At 64.1% G+C, this 18,097-nt stretch carries 15 protein-coding genes and 1 pseudogene; 4 read left to right on the top strand and 12 right to left on the bottom strand.

The features are described from left to right. Positions 1-16 precede the first annotated feature (16 nt). Positions 17-1,444, top strand: coding sequence for an aldehyde dehydrogenase family protein (locus AB6804_RS07255; RefSeq protein WP_370885878.1), 1,428 nt, complete (start codon positions 17-19; stop codon positions 1,442-1,444). Here the strand turns inward: AB6804_RS07255 and AB6804_RS07260 are convergent. From AB6804_RS07260 to AB6804_RS07310, 11 genes are all read right to left on the bottom strand, one after another. Continuing rightward, positions 1,432-3,156 (bottom strand): GMC family oxidoreductase, encoded by a 1,725-nt coding sequence (locus tag AB6804_RS07260; protein ID WP_370885949.1) that lies wholly within the window; start codon positions 3,154-3,156, stop codon positions 1,432-1,434. The two genes, AB6804_RS07255 and AB6804_RS07260, sit on opposite strands and share 13 nt — an antisense overlap. 28 nt (positions 3,157-3,184) lie before the next feature. Further along, positions 3,185-4,246 carry an ABC transporter substrate-binding protein gene (locus AB6804_RS07265; protein WP_370885879.1) on the bottom strand — a complete coding sequence of 354 codons (1,062 nt, stop codon included), beginning with the start codon at positions 4,244-4,246 and terminating at the stop codon, positions 3,185-3,187. 173 nt (positions 4,247-4,419) lie between these two features. Then, complete coding sequence (locus AB6804_RS07270) at positions 4,420-4,764, bottom strand: cupin domain-containing protein (protein WP_370885880.1); 345 nt, start codon at positions 4,762-4,764, stop codon at positions 4,420-4,422. Positions 4,765-4,773: 9 nt separating this feature from the next. Further along, a complete protein-coding gene (locus AB6804_RS07275) occupies positions 4,774-5,742 on the bottom strand; it encodes a M14 family metallopeptidase (RefSeq protein WP_370885881.1) in 969 nt (322 codons plus the stop codon). Next, the gene (locus AB6804_RS07280) at positions 5,739-7,211 is read right to left on the bottom strand and encodes an NAD-dependent succinate-semialdehyde dehydrogenase (protein WP_370885882.1); all 1,473 of its coding nucleotides are present in this window, start codon (positions 7,209-7,211) and stop codon (positions 5,739-5,741) included. Before AB6804_RS07280 ends, AB6804_RS07275 begins: the two co-directional genes overlap by 4 nt. 18 nt (positions 7,212-7,229) lie before the next feature. Then, complete coding sequence (locus AB6804_RS07285) at positions 7,230-8,294, bottom strand: tartrate dehydrogenase (protein WP_370885883.1); 1,065 nt, start codon at positions 8,292-8,294, stop codon at positions 7,230-7,232. 97 nt (positions 8,295-8,391) lie between these two features. Then, positions 8,392-8,889, bottom strand: a complete 498-nt coding sequence (locus tag AB6804_RS07290; protein ID WP_035962638.1) for an Lrp/AsnC family transcriptional regulator — start codon at positions 8,887-8,889, stop codon at positions 8,392-8,394. A gap of 43 nt (positions 8,890-8,932) precedes the next feature. Continuing rightward, positions 8,933-10,342, bottom strand: coding sequence for an aspartate aminotransferase family protein (locus AB6804_RS07295; RefSeq protein WP_370885884.1), 1,410 nt, complete (start codon positions 10,340-10,342; stop codon positions 8,933-8,935). A gap of 164 nt (positions 10,343-10,506) precedes the next feature. After that, positions 10,507-11,433 (bottom strand): 2-hydroxyacid dehydrogenase, encoded by a 927-nt coding sequence (locus tag AB6804_RS07300; RefSeq protein WP_370885885.1) that lies wholly within the window; start codon positions 11,431-11,433, stop codon positions 10,507-10,509. Positions 11,434-11,436: 3 nt separating this feature from the next. Beyond that, the gene (locus tag AB6804_RS07305) at positions 11,437-12,309 is read right to left on the bottom strand and encodes a GNAT family N-acetyltransferase (protein WP_370885886.1); all 873 of its coding nucleotides are present in this window, start codon (positions 12,307-12,309) and stop codon (positions 11,437-11,439) included. 75 nt (positions 12,310-12,384) lie between these two features. Then, positions 12,385-12,930 carry a DUF488 family protein gene (locus AB6804_RS07310; RefSeq protein ID WP_370885887.1) on the bottom strand — a complete coding sequence of 182 codons (546 nt, stop codon included), beginning with the start codon at positions 12,928-12,930 and terminating at the stop codon, positions 12,385-12,387. A 192-nt stretch (positions 12,931-13,122) separates the two neighbouring features. Here AB6804_RS07310 and AB6804_RS07315 point away from each other — a divergent pair, with 192 nt between their 5' ends. Together AB6804_RS07315 and AB6804_RS07320 are read left to right on the top strand one after the other, a co-directional pair. Then, positions 13,123-14,817: an FAD-dependent oxidoreductase gene (locus AB6804_RS07315; RefSeq protein WP_370885888.1), complete on the top strand. Its 1,695-nt coding sequence runs from the start codon at positions 13,123-13,125 to the stop codon at positions 14,815-14,817. Positions 14,818-14,823: 6 nt separating this feature from the next. Continuing rightward, on the top strand, positions 14,824-15,069 hold the full coding sequence (locus AB6804_RS07320; protein WP_370885889.1) for a DUF2783 domain-containing protein: 246 nt from the start codon (positions 14,824-14,826) through the stop codon (positions 15,067-15,069). Positions 15,070-15,321: 252 nt separating this feature from the next. On the opposite strand, the pseudogene AB6804_RS07325 reads toward AB6804_RS07320, so the two are convergent. Further along, positions 15,322-17,011: pseudogene (locus AB6804_RS07325) on the bottom strand (IclR family transcriptional regulator). A 110-nt stretch (positions 17,012-17,121) separates the two neighbouring features. Between AB6804_RS07325 and AB6804_RS07330 the strand changes: the two are divergent. Then, entirely contained in the window at positions 17,122-18,081 is a 960-nt protein-coding gene (locus tag AB6804_RS07330) for an MBL fold metallo-hydrolase (protein ID WP_370885890.1), read from the top strand. The last annotated feature ends 16 nt before the right edge of the window (positions 18,082-18,097 follow it).

Genomic DNA, 18,097 nt, shown 5'->3' on the forward strand with positions numbered 1-18,097 from the left:
TTTCACCCCTGAAAACATGCGACATTTGCAGCAGTTCTACATCGATGGCGAGTGGGTCGACCCGATCGGCGACAGGCGTCTGGCCGTCATCGACCCATCGACGCAAGAGCCGATCGGCGAAGTCGCGCTCGGCGATGCCCGCGACGCCGAGCGCGCAGTAGCCGCCGCGCGACGTGCGTTTGCATCGTTCGCAGCGAGCTGCGTCGAAGAGCGCGTCGCGTTGCTGCATCGTTTGCTCGACGCGTATCTCGCGCGTTACGACGAGATGGCCGACGTCATCATGCGCGAGATCGGCGCGCCGAAGAAGCTCGCGCATGCGTGGCAGGCCGGACTCGGCAAGCGGCATATCGAGGAGACGCTGCGAACGGTCGAGCGTTTCCAGTGGCAGCGCATGAAGGGCTCCACGCTCATCAATCACGAGCCTGTCGGCGTAGCGGCGCTCATCACGCCGTGGAACTGGCCGATCAATCAGATCGTGTGCAAGGTCGCGCCTGCGCTTGCCGCAGGATGCACGGTGGTCCTCAAGCCAAGCGAAGTGTCGCCGATGAACGCGGTGCTCTTCGCCGAAATCGTCGATGCGGCGGGCGTGCCCAAAGGCGTATTCAATCTCGTCAACGGCGATGGCCCGACCGTCGGTGCGGCGCTGTCCGCGCACCCGGACGTGGACATGGTGTCGTTCACCGGATCGACACGCGCGGGCGTCGAGATTGCGAAGCTCGCCGCGCCGACCGTGAAGCGCGTGCATCAGGAACTCGGCGGCAAGTCGGCGAACATCCTGCTCGATGACGCTGATTTCGACGCAGCGGTGACGGCCGGGGTGAACGCGTGCTTCAGCAATAGCGGTCAATCGTGCAATGCGCCGACGCGCATGCTCGTGCCCGCATCGCGTCACGTCGAGGCGGTGGACATCGCGGTGCGCGCGGCGCGGCAGCATCGCGTAGGCCCCGCCGATGCGCCCGGCACGACGATGGGCCCGGTCGTCAGCGACGTGCAGTTCGAACGTGTCCAGCGCATGATCGAGATCGGCATGAGCGAGGGCGCGGCGCTGGTTGCGGGCGGCCCCGGACGTCCCGAAGGACTGGCGCGCGGGTACTACGTGAAGCCGACGGTGTTCGCGAACGTGAATCCTTCGATGACCATCGCGCGCGAGGAAATATTCGGGCCGGTGCTCGCGATCATGCCGTATCGCGATGAAGAAGAGGCCGTTGCGATAGCCAACGACACACCCTATGGTCTCGCGGCTTACGTGCAGTCGAAGGACCGGGAGCGGGCGCGCCGCGTCGCGATGAGGATGCGCGCGGGCAGCGTCTACGTGAACCATCCGGCGTGGGACCCGGGCTCGCCGTTCGGCGGTTACAAGCAGTCGGGCAATGGACGCGAGTACGGCGAGTGGGGACTGGAGGCGTTTCTCGAAGTGAAGGGCATCGTGGGCTACGGGGCGTAGTTCGCCGTTTGCGCGGCGTTCGCCGGTTCGACCGGCCGTGCGCCGCGCAATGCATCGGCAATGCGCTCGGCCATCATGATGGTCGGCACGTTCGTGTTCGCGCAGGGAATCGAGGGCATCAGCGAGGCATCGCACACATAGAGGGCGTCGACGCCGTAGACCGCGCCGCTCGAATCGGTGACCGCGTGCATGTCTCCCGACGAACCCATGCGGCATGTGCCCGATGGATGCCACGTGCCGCCCACCGAACGCATGACGAACGCGGTCAACGCGTCGTCATCGCGCAGCAGGTCTTCGATCGACACGCCTTGCGTCACGACGCTTTTGATCAACGCGCCGCGCAACGGGCCGGCCACATCGAGCAGCGCGCTCAGTGCGCCACGCTGCAGCGCATTCCACTTGCCCGGCACGGCGACAGCCGCCACGCGCGGAGAATAGCTCGACGGAAACACGGCATCGCGTGAGGCGTTCATCATCGGCGATGCAAGCGTCGCAGCGCCGAAGCGCAGCGCAAGTTTCAATCGTTCGAGATCGCGCGAATCGCCGAGCATGGCGAAATCGACGTTCGGTTCATCGGACGCATTCGGCGATGCAAGCGTCACGCGTCCGCGCGAATACGACTTATTGACCCAGAAAAAGATCGTGCCGAGCCGATAACCCACCGAATGCCAGCCGGAGCGCGAAAGAATGGCGCCGTGCATATCGCCCGGAACGGTATCTGGCAGGCCGGAAGAGAAACGCACGATGGCCTGCTCGTGATGCTCGTCCGGAAACGGTGTGCGCGCGGCGCGCGGCAGGAACGCGGACACGGCAATCGACGGATGCTCCATCAGGTTGCGGCCGACGCCGGGCCGGTCCGCAACGACATCGATGCCGAGCGCGGCGAGTTCTTGCGCAGGCCCGACGCCGCTTCGCATCAGCAATGCGGGGCTGTGAATCGCACCGGCCGATACGATCACGCGCCGTGCTTTCAGATCGTGACGCGTGCCGTCGCTGCGAACGATGCGGGCGCCAATCGCCCGTTTGCCATCGAACAGAATGCGCTCGACGACTTCGTCGGTGCGCAGCGTGAGGTTGCTGCGTGAGCGGGTGGCATCGTCGAGATAGCAGACCGAAGTCGGAATGCGCTCGCCTTGCGCGCTCACCGCGATGGCTCCGATGAACGTGCCGTCTTGCCACGGCCCGTTCTGATCGTCGTGCAGGGCATGACCTTGTTCGGCGAGCGATGCGAGCACGGCACGCACGAACGGCGAAATGCGCGAAAGCGGCGTGCGCTGGATGCGCAACGGTCCGTCGCCGCCGTGATGATCGCCGCTGAAGTCGCAGTCCGATTCGAGCTTGCGGAAGTAGGGCAGGCAGGTTCGCCAGTTCCAGCCCGTTGCGCCGAGTGCTTCCCATTCGTCGTAATCGGCGGGCGAGCCGCGATTGGCCATCAGCGCATTGATCGCCGACCCGCCGCCGAGCAGACGCGCCTGCTCATAACGCCGGGATGCCGGGCGCGTGCTCATGCGCGCTTTCAGCGCCTGCCAGATGTTGCGGGTATCCAGATAGGCGCGGCCCGGATAGCGGCTGCGGATCGCATCGGGCATCGAGTGGGCGGAGATATCGCGGCCCGCTTCGACGAGACAGACGCTCGTGCGCGCATCCTCGGAAAGACGCGCGGCCAGCACGCAGCCGGCCGAGCCGCCGCCCAGGATCAGATAGTCGAACACGTCGAACACGTCGAGCGCGCGAGCCGCGTCACTGCATGAACTTGAGCCAGCGGGCCTTCGCCTGAATGCCCGGCTCGGACGCCCACCAATCCTCCGACATCAACGCTTGTTTCGCTGCATTGGCCGGGGCGCTCGGCAATTCGGCCGCGCGCTTGCCGGTGATCTTGCCGGTCTTGAATGCAGCGGGATTGCCCGGACCATAGTCGATATAAAGCGGCAGATTCGCCTGCAATTCCGGCGATACCGCTGCATTCACGAAGCGCACCGCGTCGCTGAGATTCGGCGCGTTCTTGAGGATGCAAAGCTGCGTGTTCTGCAGGATGCCGTCGTTGAAGGTGAACGCGACGTCCGGATCGTCCTTCATCACGGCGCTTGCGCGGCCGTTCCAGATCATCGTCATGTCGACTTCGCCGTCATGCAGCAATTGCGCGGACTGGCCGCCCGATGTCCACCATACCGTGATGTGCGGCTTGATCTCTTCGAGCTTCTTGAACGCGCGATCCACGTCGATCGGATAGAGCTTGTCACGCGCTACGCCATCCGCGAGCAGCGCGGCTTCGAGCACGGTCGTCGGGTCGTTGCGCAAGGCGCGCGTGCCGGGGAAGTTCTTCACGTCCCAGAAGTCTTTCCAGCTTTGCGGGACTTTCTTGAGCGTCTTCTTGTTGTAGCCGATGACGGTGGAATAAAACTCGTAAGGCACCGAATAAGGCGTACGGTACTTCTCGGGAATGCTCGCGGCATTGGGCAGTTTCGAAAAGTCGAGCTTCTCGAGCAAACCTTCGCGCCCACCGCGCAGACAGTTCGATGTGGGCGTGTCGACGACGTCCCAGATCGGCTTGCCCGTCGCGCCTTGCGCCTTGATCTGCGGCCACGCATCCGGAATGCTGTCCTGGTTGATGGTGATGCCCAGCTCTTTCGCGGCGGGATCGAGAATCGCCTTGGTCTGCGCTTCCTGATAGGCGCCGCCTTGCGACACGAACGTGATCTTGCCGGCCGCGAAGGCGGGCGCCGCGCCCGCGACCGACAGCAGCAATGTCATGGCGAGCGGACGAACGGGAATGTGCGGACAGCGGAACCTTGCAATTTTCATCACGGCGTTTTCCTCGACAAGGTTGAAGCAGTGGACCTGTTGCAGGTCGCGCGGCCCCGCCCGGTTTCAGTCCGAAGCGGCGACGACGCGGGGATGATTCGAAATATATTGAGTCAATTAGGCGAGGGCAACGCCGCAATTGTTGGAGTGACCATGACCTGATGTTATGCCGCTCAGAAGATCACATAGACCTTGCGCATGGTTTCATCGACTTCCCATGTGCCTTCGGTGTCCGCCGCAAAGAAGAGCGTATCGCCGCCCGCGAAGTGCACGGTGTCTTCGCCGTCGGGCGTGAAGCGGCCGCTGCCCGCGAGAAAATGCATGACCTCCGCCTGCTTCACCGCGCGACGATACGTGCCGGGCGTGCATTCGAACACGCCGGTATCGATGGCTTCGCTGCCGGGAATGACTTTCTGCACGCCCGATACCCTGATTTCCCGCGTGCCTGGAAGTCCGGCCGTGCCCCAGTCTTCGAGTCCTTCAATCGCCACGCTCTGCCGGATCTGCTGAACTTTCATGTCTCGCTCTCAAGTACGCTGGATTCGCCGTTCTATCTTGCCGAGCCGCACGACCGTCACGCCGGGCCGCAGTTGCCGTAATGAAGGCATGACGAGCATGCAGTCGTCGTAGGGTGTTTCGACAGGCTTGCCTTCCGACCAGCCGATGACGCTGCCCGCATCGGGAAAGACTTCGAGACCGGTGTAATCGGCGGCGAAGCGGAAATCCATGCTCGTTGCGACGACGGGTTGCGTCACGCGCACGACGAGCATTTCCGGCGGCGCTGGCTGTATCCATCCTTCGGGCGCGTCTGGTTCGTCGATCACGCCGGAGAGCACGAGAAAGCGCGCGGTCACATCGCGGGCGACCGTCACCGCGTTCGCTTCCCAATGCTGGCCGCATTCGATGAGCAACGCGTTCTTCGCACTCGATGGATCGCCGAAGCCCTCGTAATCGCGCATGCGCCGGCCTTCGGGATGCCCTTCGTCGCAGATGACGGTGGCGGGCGTGCCGAGCCGCGCCGACAGTTCGATGCCCTTGTCGAGCGGCCCCGCGACAATCAACGGTTTGCTCTTCTCGTGCATCGAATGCAGGTCGAGCAACAGATCGACGGTGTCGATGACGGGCCGCATCGCCCGGGCGCGACGCAGCTCGCTCGAGTCGCGCGAGGCGTCATCGAGCGTTTGCGCGGTCCATACGCGATTGAAGTCCTGATCGACGAAGCGCGAAGCGTCGGGCTGGTCCGCATCGAAACGGCGGTATGCATCGACGTTGGCAAACGCGAGCGTGAGCTTGCCGCGCTTCGGCCGCAGTGCCGCGCGCAGCAGTTGATCGACGACGATCGCGCCGCACACTTCATTGCCGTGCGTGAGCGCGTTGATCATCACATGCGGACCGTCGATGCCCGAATCGAAGGTATGCACATACGGCACACCCGTATTGCCCGCCTCATGCGCGCCGATGTCCGGAAACGCGATCTCGATCGGATACGCGTTCATTCGAGACCGCCCTCGCACAGGTACTTGATCGACAGGTAGTCGTCGAGACCATACTTCGAGCCTTCGCGTCCGTAGCCCGATTCCTTCACGCCGCCGAACGGCGCGGCCTCGCTCGCCAGCGCGCCTTCATTGATGCCCACGATTCCCGCTTCGAGCAGACGCGAGACGCGGTCGATGCGCTTTGCATTCTGGCTGTAGAAGTACGAGGCGAGGCCGAAAGGCGTATCGTTGGCGGCGCGAATGGCTTCGGCTTCATCTTCGAAACGGAAGAGCGGCACGACAGGACCGAAGGTTTCCTCGCAACTCAACTGCATGTCCGGCGTGGCGTCGGCCAGCACCGTGGGCGCGTAATAGTTCGGTCCGATCTGCGAGAGACGCTTGCCGCCCGTGAGCACGCGAGCGCCGCGCTTCACGGCATCGCTCACATGGCGCTCGATCTTCTCGACGGCGCGCGCGTTGATCATCGGGCCGATCTGCGCGTCGGGATCGGTGGCGGGCGCAACCTTCAGCGCGGCGACGCGCTGCGTCAGCAAGTCGGCGAACCTGTCATGGACGGATGACTGCACGTACACGCGATTGGGGCACACGCAAGTCTGTCCGCCGTTGCGAAACTTCGATGCCATGAGGCCCGCGACAGCGGCTTCGATGTCGGCGTCGTCGAACACGATGAAGGGCGCGTTGCCGCCGAGTTCGAGCGACAGCTTCTTCAACGTGCCCGCCGATTCCCGCGCGAGATACTTGCCGACGGGTGTCGAGCCGGTGAAGGTGATCTTGCGCACGCGGCCGTCTTCGAGCCAGTCCGCGACCGCTTCCTGCGCGTGCTCGCGCGACGCGCTGATCAGATTCAACGCGCCCGGCGGCACGCCCGCTTCATGCGCGAGCAGCACGAGCGCAAGCGCGGTGAGCGGCGTGTCTTCCGCCGGCTTGCCGACGACCGTGCAGCCCGCCGCGAGCGCGGGCGCGATCTTGCGCGCGATCATCGCGAGCGGGAAGTTCCACGGCGTAATCGCCGCGACGACGCCTACCGGTTCTTTCACCGCGCTCATGCGCTTGCCGCGCTGCTGCTGCGGAATGATGTCGCCGTAGATGCGCGTGGCTTCGTCCGCGAACCACGCGACGTAGGACGCGCCGTACATCACTTCGCCGCGCCCTTCCGCGAACGGCTTGCCTTGTTCCAGCGAGATGAGACGTCCGAGCGCATCGGCGTTCTCGACGATCAACGCATGCCAGCGATGCAGCACCGCCGCGCGTTCCTTCGGCAAGGCATCGCGCCAGGCGGGGAACGCGCGTGCGGCGGCGTGGGTGGCGGCGCGCGCATCGGCGGGGCCGCTGTCGGCGACCTGCGCGATGACTTCGCCCGTCGCGGGATCGGTGACGGCAAAGCGCTTGCCGCTTGCAGCCGCGACCCACTTGCCGTCGATGAAGTTATCGGCGCGAATGAGATCGCTCAACTCGTATCGTTGCGTCATGATGGTCTCCCGGAAACATCAGCCGAGCAGTTGGGCGATCGCCGCGCCGACGTCCGCCGTCTTCGCCGTGCCGCCGAGATCGCCGGTACGGGGGCCTTCTTTCAGCACCGCGGAAATGGCGGCGAGCATCGCGTCGTGCGCGTCACGTTCGCCGAGGAAGTCGAGCATCATCGCGGCGGACCAGATCATCGCAATGGGATTGGCGATGCCCTTGCCCGCGATATCCGGCGCGGAACCGTGAACCGGCTCGAACAGCGATGGAAAGTTGCGCTCGGGGTTCATGTTGGCCGATGGCGCGATGCCGATGGTGCCCGTGCATGCGGGGCCGAGATCGGAAAGAATATCGCCGAAGAGATTGGTCGCGACGACCACGTCGAAGCGATCCGGATTCAGCACGAAGCGCGCGCACAGAATGTCGATGTGCTGCTTGTCCCACTCGATGTCAGGATACTGCTGCGCGATCTCTGCGGCGCGCGCATCCCACCACGGCATGCTGATCGAGATGCCGTTGCTCTTCGTCGCAACGGTGATCTTCTTCTCGCGCTTTTGCGCCAGATCAAATGCGAACTTCAGCACGCGCTCAGCGCCCTTGCGCGTGAAGATGGAAGTCTGCGAGACGAACTCGCGCTCCGTGCCTTCGAACGACACGCCGCCCACCGCCGAATACTCGCCTTCGGTGTTCTCGCGCACGATCATGAAGTCGATGTCGCCCGCCTTGCGATTCGCGAGCGGCGAGGGCACGCCCTCGAAAAGACGCGCGGGACGCAGATTGATGTACTGATCGAACTCGCGTCGAAACTTCAGCAACGAACCCCACAGCGAGATATGGTCCGGCACCGTCTGCGGCCAGCCGACCGCGCCGAACAGAATCGCATCGGCGTCCTGCAACTGGGCTTTCCAGTCATCGGGCATCATCTGGCCGTGCTGCGCGTAGTAATCGCAGCTCGCCCATTCGATCTGCCGGTATTCGAGCGCGATGCCAAAACGCTTGCTCACGGCATCGAGCGCGCGCAATGCTTCGGGCATGACTTCCTTGCCGATGCCGTCGCCCGGAATCACGGCAATGCGATAGGTGCTGGACATGGATTACTCCGCGTGAAGTTGATCGACGTGAAAAAGCACGCGCGTGCACTGGCGCGAGCGTGCCTTCGACAAACGAAAGAGAGACGAGGCGTGCGCCTCAGTGTTGCGGCTGCGAGAAGAGCGTTTCGAGCGGATAGTGCGACTTCACGAACGACGTCTTGATGATGACGTAGCTGAAGTACTTTTCGATGCCGATGCCGCGCTCCAGCAGCCCTTCGATGATGCTTTGATAATGACTCACGCTGCGCGTGACGAACTTGAGCAGATAGTCGTAGCCGCCGCTCGCGAGATGACACTCGACGATCTCGTCGACATCCTTCACCGCATTCACGAAGTTGATGAAGTCCTCGCGGCGATGATCGGCGAGCGTGACTTCGGTGAAGACCACCTGCACGTCGCCGAGTTTCTCGAGTTGAATCTGCGCACCATAACCGACGATATACCCCGCTTTTTCCAGCCTTTTCACGCGGATCAGGCAAGGACTGGGCGACAGACCGACTGCATCGGCAAGCTCGACGTTCGTGATGCGCCCGCGCTTCTGCAATTGCGAAAGAATGCGGAGATCGAGGCGGTCCAGCTTGCTGTCGTTGCTCATCGTGGCGAGGTCGGTCTTGCATGTCGGCGGTCGGTCGATGTTATCACGCTGCCGCGCGGGAACTGCATCCGGAAACGCCCTTCAACGCAGCGCGGACCTCGCTTGCGGCGAGCACGTCGTCGAGCGTTTTGGTGAGCCGCTCGAACAGCATGTCGAAGTTCGCTTCCGTATAGCAAAGCGCCGGTGCGAAGCCGAGAATGTTGTCGCCGAACGCACGAAACACGAGCCCGTTGCGATACGCCGCCGCCGCGATGCGATCGGGCAGCTTGAGCGAGGCGTCGAAGCCGCGCTTGCTGTCCTTGTCCGCGACGAGTTCGAGCGCACCGAGCAAGCCGCGATGACGCGAATCGCCGACGAGCGGGTGATCCAGCAGCGCATCAAGCCCTTGTGCGAAGCGCGGCGCTTGCGCCTGGCCGTTCGCCAGCAGGCCGCCTTCGTGATAGAGCCGCATGACTTCGAGACCGATGGCCGCGCTCACCGGATGCGCCGAATACGTATGACCATGACCGATCGGCGCCGCTGCATCGCCGCCATTCGCGATGCCCTGATAGACCGCATCCGACATGAGCACCGCGCCCATCGGCGCATAGCCTGCCGTCAGACCTTTCGCGACCGTCATCAGGTCCGGCTCGACGCCTTCGCCTTCGCAAGCGAAGAGCGGACCGGTGCGGCCGAAACCGGTAATGACTTCATCGGCGACGAAGAGGATATCGAGCTTGCGGCAGGCTTCGCGCATCGCTTTCAGCCAGCCGGCGGGCGGCACGATCACGCCGCCCGAGCCCTGGATCGGCTCGCAGAAAAACGCAGCGACGTTGTCCGCGCCGAGTTCGGCTACTTTTGCTTCGAGCGCTTTCACCGATGCATCGATGAGCGCGGCGTCATCCGCGTAATCGTTGCGATAAGCATACGGCGACGGAATGTGATGCTGCGTGCGCTGCGGCAGATCGAAGTTGCGATGAAACGCGGGCAAGGCCGTCAGCCCCGCGCCGATGGACGACGATCCGTGATAGCCGCGTTGCAGCGCGATGAAATGCTTCTTCGACGGACGGCCCGTTGCGTTGTAGTAGTGCGTGATGAAGCGCAGCGCGGAGTCGACTGCATCGGAGCCGCCGAGCGTGAAGTACACGTGTTGCAGCGATGCCGGCGCGAGTTCGACGAGCTTCGCGGCCAGTTCGATCGCGGGCTCGGAGCCGAAGTGGAAATAACCGGTCGCATAAGGCAGCTTCGCCATCTGTTTCGTAGCGGCTTCGACGATGCTCGCTTGCCCATACCCCGTGTTCACGCACCAGAGGCCCGAGAACGCGTCGAGCAGCTGGTTGCCTTCGATATCGCGCAGGAACACGCCATCGGCGGAATCGAGCACGGTGACGCCGCGCGCTTCATGCGCGCGATAGCTGACGACAGGATGAATCAGATGCTTGCGGTCGGACTCGACGAGCGACTTGATCGACATGATGCGGCTTCCTCTTCGCGAAGTGTTCGGAATGGCTCTTGACCGCTTCCATCGTATCGGCAGGAAGGCACTGCGCGCATCGCCAAAAAAATCGCCAAATAGCGCAAATGCGGCGTTTTGAGGGGCCGCGCAGCATTTTGTGCTGCGTGCTTCAGCCAATGGGTTCAGTAGCCGCGCGTGCGGTCTATCTCGCCGATCATCCGTTCTCCCGCGCGATGACGCCGCAGATTGTCCAGCACCACGTCGACGGCGCTTTCGGGACGCGTGGCGCTCGCGATATGCGGCGTCAGGCGCACGCGCGGATGCGTCCACAACGGATGCGTCGGCGGCAAGGGTTCGGGATCGGTCACATCGAGGATGGCGGCATGCAGATGGCCGCTGTCGAGCGCGTCGAGCAAGTCCTGCTGAATCACGTGCGGGCCGCGCCCGACGTTGATGAACGACGCGCCTTTCGGCAGCGTCGCGAAGACGTGCCGATTGATGACGCCGCGCGTCGCAGCGGTGAGCGGCAGCAGGCAGATGAGGATATCGGTGCGGGCGAGGAAGGCGTCGAAGGACGCATCGCCCGCATAACATTCGACGCCTTCTATCTCATGCTGCGAGCGGCTCCATCCCGCGCACGGAAAGCCGAAGAGACGCAGCGTTTTCAACACTGCCGTGCCCAGCATGCCGAGGCCGAGCACGCCGATGCGCCGCGTCGAAGCGGCGCGCACCGGCATCTCGCGCCATGCACGCTCGCGTTGCAGCGTCGCGTAGTCGAGCAGGTCGCGATGAACCGTGAGCACGGCTTGCGTCACGTATTCCGTGATGCCTTCCACGATGCCCGGCTCGGTCATCCGCACGACCGCCACATGCTCCGGCACGGCGGACAAATCGAACTGATCGATGCCCGCGCCCACCGAGAAGATCACTTCGAGATTGGGCAGCGTCTGCATGATGCCGGCGGGCGGCTGCCATGCGGCGAGATAGCGAACGGCGGCGGCGTCGCCGATATCGGGCCACAAGCGGAAGGGCACGTCCGGCGCTTTTTGCGCGAAGTGCTGCGCCCATTGCCTGCCGCGCTCGGGATCGGCCTTGTAGAGGATCGTCATGGATCAGCCCAGCCCTTGATTGATGATCGCGAACTGCGCGACGGATTCATCGTGCGGCGGCGTGCCGTTGCGCGCCATCTTGATGACGGTATCGACGCGCGGCAGGCCAAGCGCCGCGAGCCAGTCCGACAGGCCGCTTTCGCCAGGCGTATCGATGCGCGTGAAGCGATCCTCGTTGCGTGCCAGAAGATGCGCGATGAGCGCCTGCGCATGGCGCATGTGCTCTTGACCGGCGGTGCTCACGACGACCGGGCCGATGGCATGACCGCGCCCGAATTCGCGGATGAGCGCGAAGCCGAGCGTTTGCCCCTCGCGCTCGATCAGCACGCCTTGCGCGATGCGCAACAGCGCCGGCAGCACGGCGCCGCGATCGAATCCGCATGCCCGCGATGCCAACGCGACGAGCGTGGCGGTATCGCCCGGTTCGATCGCGCGAATGCGCTCGCCGGGCCGCAGATTCACGACAGGCACGGAGAAACTCGCGGATTGGTGCTGATGGACCGCGCCGATGCGCTTGAATCCGAGCTTCGCATAAAGCGGCTCGCCGGCGGGCGTTGCGTGCAGCACGGTGATGCGGCTGCCGAGCGCCTCGAGCAGCAGTTCCATCAGCTTGCGTCCGATGCCTTTGCCCTGGCTGTCGGGCGCGACGATGACCATGCCGAGCGATCCGCCCGCGTCGCCGTGCTTCCAGCAGAGCGCCGTGCCGACGACGCGTTCGCCGTCCTGCGCGATGAAGCCCGCGCCCACATCGAGTACGAAGCGCCAGTCGTCGGCGCGATGCGGCCATTTCACTTCGAGCGAGAGCGCGTGCGCGGCGGGGATGTCATCGACGGTGAAAGGGCGGTAGAGAAGAGCGGATGTTTCGGCGGCCGACACGGCATGCTCCACGTTGGAAGATGCCTGTCACTTTGACACGCTGTCCCGGGGCGCGGATAGGACGATCCTGCTGCGTCATGTCGCCGGATCTTGAACCGGATAGTGAACGATGCCCGGCGCGCGGACGGCGGCGCCTTGCGTCAGATGCGCTTCTTCGATGCGGTCGTCGCCCATCAAATGAAATACGGTCTCGCCGTGCGCGAGCAGATAGTCCGCGACGATGCGCCGGTGACAGCGCCACCAGACCGCCTCGGAACACATGACGGCGCAGCGTTGCTGACGGCCGAGGCGGATCAGTTGGTCGAGACCGCTGCGGAAGGAGTCCGACAGCGCATAGTCCGCGTAGTTGTGAAAGCTGCGGTTCTCCCAGAAGCCGTTCACATCGGGCGCAACGTCTTTCGCTTTGCTGCGCAGACCGCCCAGTTCGGCGATTCGCTCATATGCGATGCCGTAGGGCGCGAGGCTCGTGGGCAACGTGTCGGCGTTGAACTGGGGATTCGTCCGGGATTTCGGCACCGTGCGGATGTCGACTAGCTGCTGCACGTCCGCTGTTTGCAAGAGCGCGGCTAGCTCGTCGATGGTCCGGGTGGAATGGCCGACGGTGTAGAAGGGCAGGGGCATCGGGCGCTCGTGGGTGAGAGATCGAATGAAGCAGGGGGCGTGCCGTGGACGAGGGCGAGCGCCATCCCGGCACGACGCACGTCCCTAGGGTTTACACAGATTTTCAACTTCGCCCCGCGTCCTACAATGAGCATCAATTCACGTATGGCAAGAACAGTTGCTATAAATAAATTGAGTGGCGGGAGACGCGGCATGCAGACCGATTATCAAAAGTTGCGATTCGACTACGTCCGGCCGGCGGAGCACGATGCGCCGTCGGACGCGGTGCATCCGGTTGTCGTCATCGGCGCGGGGCCGGTCGGGCTTTCCACCGCGATCGATCTCGCGCAGCAAGGCGTGAAAGTCGTGCTCGTCGATAACGACGACACCCTGTCGACCGGCTCGCGCGCCATCTGTTTTGCCAAGCGCACGCTCGAAATCTTCGATCGGCTGGGCTGCGGCGATCGCATGGTCGAAAAGGGCGTGAGCTGGAATGTCGGCAAGGTGTTCCTCCAGGACGAACTGATCTATACGTTCAACCTGCTGCCGGAAACGGGCCATGCGCGGCCTGCGTTCATCAACCTGCAGCAGTACTACGTCGAAGGCTTTCTCGCCGATCGCGCAATGCAGCTCGACAACCTGCAGATGCGCTGGAAAAGCAACGTCGTCGGCATGACGCAGCACGATGGGCACGTCGAATTGCAGATCGAGACGCCTGACGGCACGTATCCGCTGCGCGCGCAGTATGTCGTCGCCGCCGATGGCGCGCGCAGCCCCGTGCGACGCATGCTCGGTCTCGATAGCCGGGGCCGCACGTTCAAGGACCGGTTCCTCATTGCCGATGTGAAGATGAAGGCATCGTTCCCGACCGAACGCTGGTTCTGGTTCGATCCGCCGTTTCACCGCAATCAGTCCGTGCTGCTGCATCGCCAGCCGGATAACGTGTGGCGCATCGACTTTCAGCTTGGATGGGACGCCGATCCGGTTGCCGAGAAGGCGCCCGAGCGCGTGATTCCGCGCGTCAAGGCGCTGCTCGGCGAGAACGTCGAATTCGAACTCGAATGGGTCAGTGTCTATACGTTCTCGTGTCTGCGCATGGATTCGTTCCGGCACGGCCGCGTGCTGTTCGCCGGCGATTCCGCGCATGGCGTCTCGCCGTTCGGTGCGCGCGGCGCTAACAGCGGCGTGCAGGACGCCGACAACCTCGCGTGGAAGTTGCGGCTCGTCGTCAACGGGGATGCGCCATCGGCGCTGCTCGACACCTACGCATCGGAGCGCGAATACGCCGCCGATGAAAACATCCGCAATTCGACCCGCGCGACCGATTTCATCACGCCCAAGAGCGCGGTCTCGCGCCTGTTCCGCGACGCGGCGCTGAAGCTCGCGAAGGACAGCGCATTTGCGCGCCGCATCGTCAATAGCGGGCGGCTGTCGGTGCCGGCGGTGCTGTCGAATTCGCCGCTCAACACGCCGGACGATGCCGCCGATGCGTTCTCCTGCACCATGATTCCCGGCGCGGTCTGCACGGATGCGCCCGTCGCCGTCGATGGCGAAGACGCGTGGTTCTTGCCTCAGACTTCAGGCGGCCAGTTCACCGGCGTCTATTTCTGCGGGCTGCACAACGACATCGCAGAGACCGCCGAACGGCTCGCCGCGCTCGCACGGCTGCCGGTGCGCGTGCGTGCACTGATCGTCGCGCCGCGCGGCGCGAAGACACCTGCAATCGCCGACGCGAAGGTGATCGAGGACGTGGAGGGCATCGTGACGCATCGCTTCGATGCGCGCCCCGGCACGTTCTATTTGCTGCGTCCGGATCAGCACGTCTGCGCACGCTGGCGCACGCTCGATGTCGCCTTGGTCCGCGCAGCGGTGAACCGCGGGACCTGCAACGCCCAAGTCAACGGATGAACGACGATGAGCCATCTGAATCTCGAACCGAACATCGCGGATATGGACGCCTTCTACGAGCGTCTGATCGACACGCACAACGGCCTCTCCGATACCGACAGCCAGATGGTCAACGCCAAGCTCGTGCTGCTGCTCGCGAATCATATCGGCGATATGGACGTGCTCGTCGAGGCGTTTGCTAAAGCTCGCTCGGGCGTAGGCGTGACCGAAGCCGACCGCGCCAGCGTTCTCACGCACTCGACGGAACGTTGATCTCTGTAGCGCATCGCGGCTCTGACGCTCGCACAACGCGGTGCGTATGAATCGGCTTTGGCGACGATGTGCCGCGCGCCGGACTCAATTCGCCGCAGCGCGTCGCACGAAGCTTGTATGCGAAGCGGCATCGGCCGTTCAGTGCGATAAAGATTGATCGCTTCGTCGACAACACGCGGCGATGCCGAAGACGCCCGCCAGATCAGTTGCCGTTTCCCGTTGCTTGAGCGGAATCGCGCCTCGTGATGCCGCTCACCGGCCTGTCATCGTCGCGCCGGCGCCGAAGCGCCACGAAAGCCGCTGCGTCGCCGCGAGCAGCGCCCGCGCGACCGGACCGTCGTAGTCGCGGTCGATGCCGCGCGACGAGCCGATCACCGCGATCACCAGCCGGATGCTGCCGGTATGGTCGAAAATCGGCGCGGCGAACGTGCCGACACCGGGAACCGGCGCGTCGAAGGCTTCGTCGATGCCACGCTCGCGGATGCGTTCCAGCCGCTCCCTATACTCGCGTTCGAGCGGCGGCTTGGTTGCCGCGCCGGCAAGCCGGATCGGTTCCTGTGCGAGCAAGCCTTCCAGCACGTCTTCCGACATATGCGCTGCAAAGACACGCCCGATTGCCGTATTGACGAGCGACATCACCGTGCCGACGCGCAGGCTGATGTGCTGCGGCCGCGCGGACTCTTCCAGCCGGATCACCGTCGGCCCGAGCGGCCCGAGCGTGGCGGCGGCGACGCTCAGTTGCGTCGCGGCGGCGAGCGAGACGATTTCGGGTTCGGCATCGCGCGTCGGCGAAAGGCGTTGCAGCGCGATGAGACCCAGTTCGAAGCCGAGTGCGCCCGCCGAAAAGCAGCCGTCGTCGTCGCGCGAGAGCAGGCCGATCTTCTGCAGACTGACGAGGTGCGGGAATGCCTTGGCGGGCGGCATGCCCGCAGCGGCGGCGAGATCGCGCAGGTTCATCGGGCGGCTCGCCGACACCAGCGCGTTCAGCAGTTCGCCCGTGCTGTCGAGCGCATTGATGCCGCGCTGCGCCTTCGCTTCGGACGACGCGGCGTCGTACGGGTTCGGGAAAAAATCAGAGGGCATGAATGGATGACGGCTGAGTCAGTGCTTCGGTGATGCGCCGCGCGACGTCACGCAGCTCGCGTGCTATGTCGCCGGTCCAGGTCACGTCCATCGCGCCCGATGGGCCGATGACCGTCAGCGCGAGTTGGAGATGTCCATCCACGTCGAGGATCGGCACGCTCAGGCTGCTGATGCCGGGGCTCGGCATGTCGACGCTGCGCGCCATGCCGCGCTTTCTCGTGTCATCGAGGTTGGCCTGCCGGACGGCGTGATCCGGGGCAGCCGTATCGTCCATGCCGATGCGCGGCCGGTCGATGCCCTGGCCTTTCATCATCGCGGCAAGCTGGCCGGGATCGAGAAACGCGCTGAACACGCGCCCGGTGGACGTGGTCTGCAGCGACATCACCGTGCCGACGTGCAGGTTCACGTGCAGCGGATAGCCGCCGCGTTCATACCGGACGATGGTCGGCCCCTGAGCGCCCGCAACGCACACCGCCACGCTATAGCCGATTCTTTCCGCAAGCCCCGCAGCATGAGAGGCGGCCACGCGATACGCCTTCTGCTGCTCGACGAACATCAGCCCGAGACGCAACGAGAGCGGGCCGGGCTCGTAATAACCGGTGAGTCCGTCACGCTTGACGAGGCCGAGCCGCGTCAGGCTGACGAGATAGGTATGCGCCTGCGCCGTCGACAGCGCGGCGGCGTTGGCCAGTTCGCTCAATGCGACCGGCTCACGGCGTTTCGCGAGCGCTTCGAGAATGCGCCCGGCCACTTCGACACTCTGAATGCCTCGTTGCGGTTTGTCTGTGACTTCTTTCAAGGGTGCTTCGCTCCTGCGCGCAGTCCGATCGGCCGATGCTAGCGCATCCGGCCTGTCCATCATAGAACCGGGGTTTTCCCGTAGTTCACGTATAGCAAATAACGTTGCTATTGACAAATATCAACGGCGGCGCGACCATGCATCATCCCTGCCGATCAATGGAGACAGACATGGCAAAGGCGTTCGCATCCCAGGCCGATCTCGAAGAGAAGAAGATCACCTTCACGCAGCTTTCCGATAACGCATGGGCCTACACGGCCGAGGGCGATCCGAATTCCGGCGTCGTCATCGGCGACGACGGCGTGCTGATCGTCGATACCACTGCGACGCCCGCGATGGCGCAAGACCTGATCGCCAGGATCCGCACCGTCACCGACAAGCCGATCAAATACGTGGTGCTGTCGCACTATCACGCGGTGCGCGTGCTGGGTGCATCGGCGTATTTCGAGGAGGGCGCGCAACAGATCATCGCGAGCCGCGGCACGTATGAAATGATCGTCGAGCGCGGCGAGCAGGACATGAAGTCGGAGATCGAGCGCTTTCCGCGTCTGTTCGCCGGCGTCGAAACCGTGCCGGGCCTCACCTGGCCGACGCTCGTATTCGAAAAAGAAATCACGCTGTGGCTCGGCAAGCTGGAAGTGAAGATCGCGCATCTCGGCTCGGGCCATACGAAGGGCGATACGGTTGTCTGGCTGCCGTCGCAGAAAGTCTTGTTTTCGGGCGATCTCGTCGAATACGACGCCGCCTGCTACTGCGGCGACGCGCAACTCGACGAATGGCCCGCCACGCTCGAAGCGCTGCGCAAGCTGGAGCCGCACAAGCTCGTGCCGGGACGCGGTCCCGCGCTGCTCGATCCGGCGGCAGTCGACAAGGGCATCGACTATACGAAGGACTTCGTGACGACGCTCTTGCAAGCGGGACGCGACGCCGTCGCGCAGAAGCTCGATCTGAAGAACGCGATGGCGCTCGCGCGCAAGTCGATGGACCCGAAGTTCGGCAACGTGTTCATCTACGAGCACTGCCTGCCGTTCGATGTTTCCCGCGCGTACGACGAAGCGAGCGGCATCAAGCATCCGCGCATCTGGACGGCTGAGCGCGACAAGGAAATGTGGGCGGCGCTGCAGGACTGATCTTCGTCGCTATTCT

Source organism: Caballeronia sp. RCC_10 (genome assembly GCF_041360715.1).
In the GTDB taxonomy this organism is placed as follows: domain Bacteria; phylum Pseudomonadota; class Gammaproteobacteria; order Burkholderiales; family Burkholderiaceae; genus Caballeronia; species Caballeronia grimmiae.

What these genes read in the sequence shown, in the direction of transcription:
- AB6804_RS07315 (WP_370885888.1), top strand. Translation starts at nt 13,123, where the DNA reads ATGCAGACCGATTATCAAAAGTTGCGATTCGACTACGTCCGGCCGGCG.
- AB6804_RS07310 (WP_370885887.1), bottom strand. Translation starts at nt 12,930, where the DNA reads ATGCCCCTGCCCTTCTACACCGTCGGCCATTCCACCCGGACCATCGAC.
- AB6804_RS07300 (WP_370885885.1), bottom strand. Translation starts at nt 11,433, where the DNA reads ATGACGATCCTCTACAAGGCCGATCCCGAGCGCGGCAGGCAATGGGCG.
- AB6804_RS07290 (WP_035962638.1), bottom strand. Translation starts at nt 8,889, where the DNA reads ATGAGCAACGACAGCAAGCTGGACCGCCTCGATCTCCGCATTCTTTCG.
- AB6804_RS07320 (WP_370885889.1), top strand. Translation starts at nt 14,824, where the DNA reads ATGAGCCATCTGAATCTCGAACCGAACATCGCGGATATGGACGCCTTC.
- AB6804_RS07265 (WP_370885879.1), bottom strand. Translation starts at nt 4,246, where the DNA reads ATGAAAATTGCAAGGTTCCGCTGTCCGCACATTCCCGTTCGTCCGCTC.
- AB6804_RS07280 (WP_370885882.1), bottom strand. Translation starts at nt 7,211, where the DNA reads ATGACGCAACGATACGAGTTGAGCGATCTCATTCGCGCCGATAACTTC.
- AB6804_RS07295 (WP_370885884.1), bottom strand. Translation starts at nt 10,342, where the DNA reads ATGTCGATCAAGTCGCTCGTCGAGTCCGACCGCAAGCATCTGATTCAT.
- AB6804_RS07275 (WP_370885881.1), bottom strand. Translation starts at nt 5,742, where the DNA reads ATGAACGCGTATCCGATCGAGATCGCGTTTCCGGACATCGGCGCGCAT.
- AB6804_RS07255 (WP_370885878.1), top strand. Translation starts at nt 17, where the DNA reads ATGCGACATTTGCAGCAGTTCTACATCGATGGCGAGTGGGTCGACCCG.
- AB6804_RS07285 (WP_370885883.1), bottom strand. Translation starts at nt 8,294, where the DNA reads ATGTCCAGCACCTATCGCATTGCCGTGATTCCGGGCGACGGCATCGGC.
- AB6804_RS07270 (WP_370885880.1), bottom strand. Translation starts at nt 4,764, where the DNA reads ATGAAAGTTCAGCAGATCCGGCAGAGCGTGGCGATTGAAGGACTCGAA.
- AB6804_RS07330 (WP_370885890.1), top strand. Translation starts at nt 17,122, where the DNA reads ATGGCAAAGGCGTTCGCATCCCAGGCCGATCTCGAAGAGAAGAAGATC.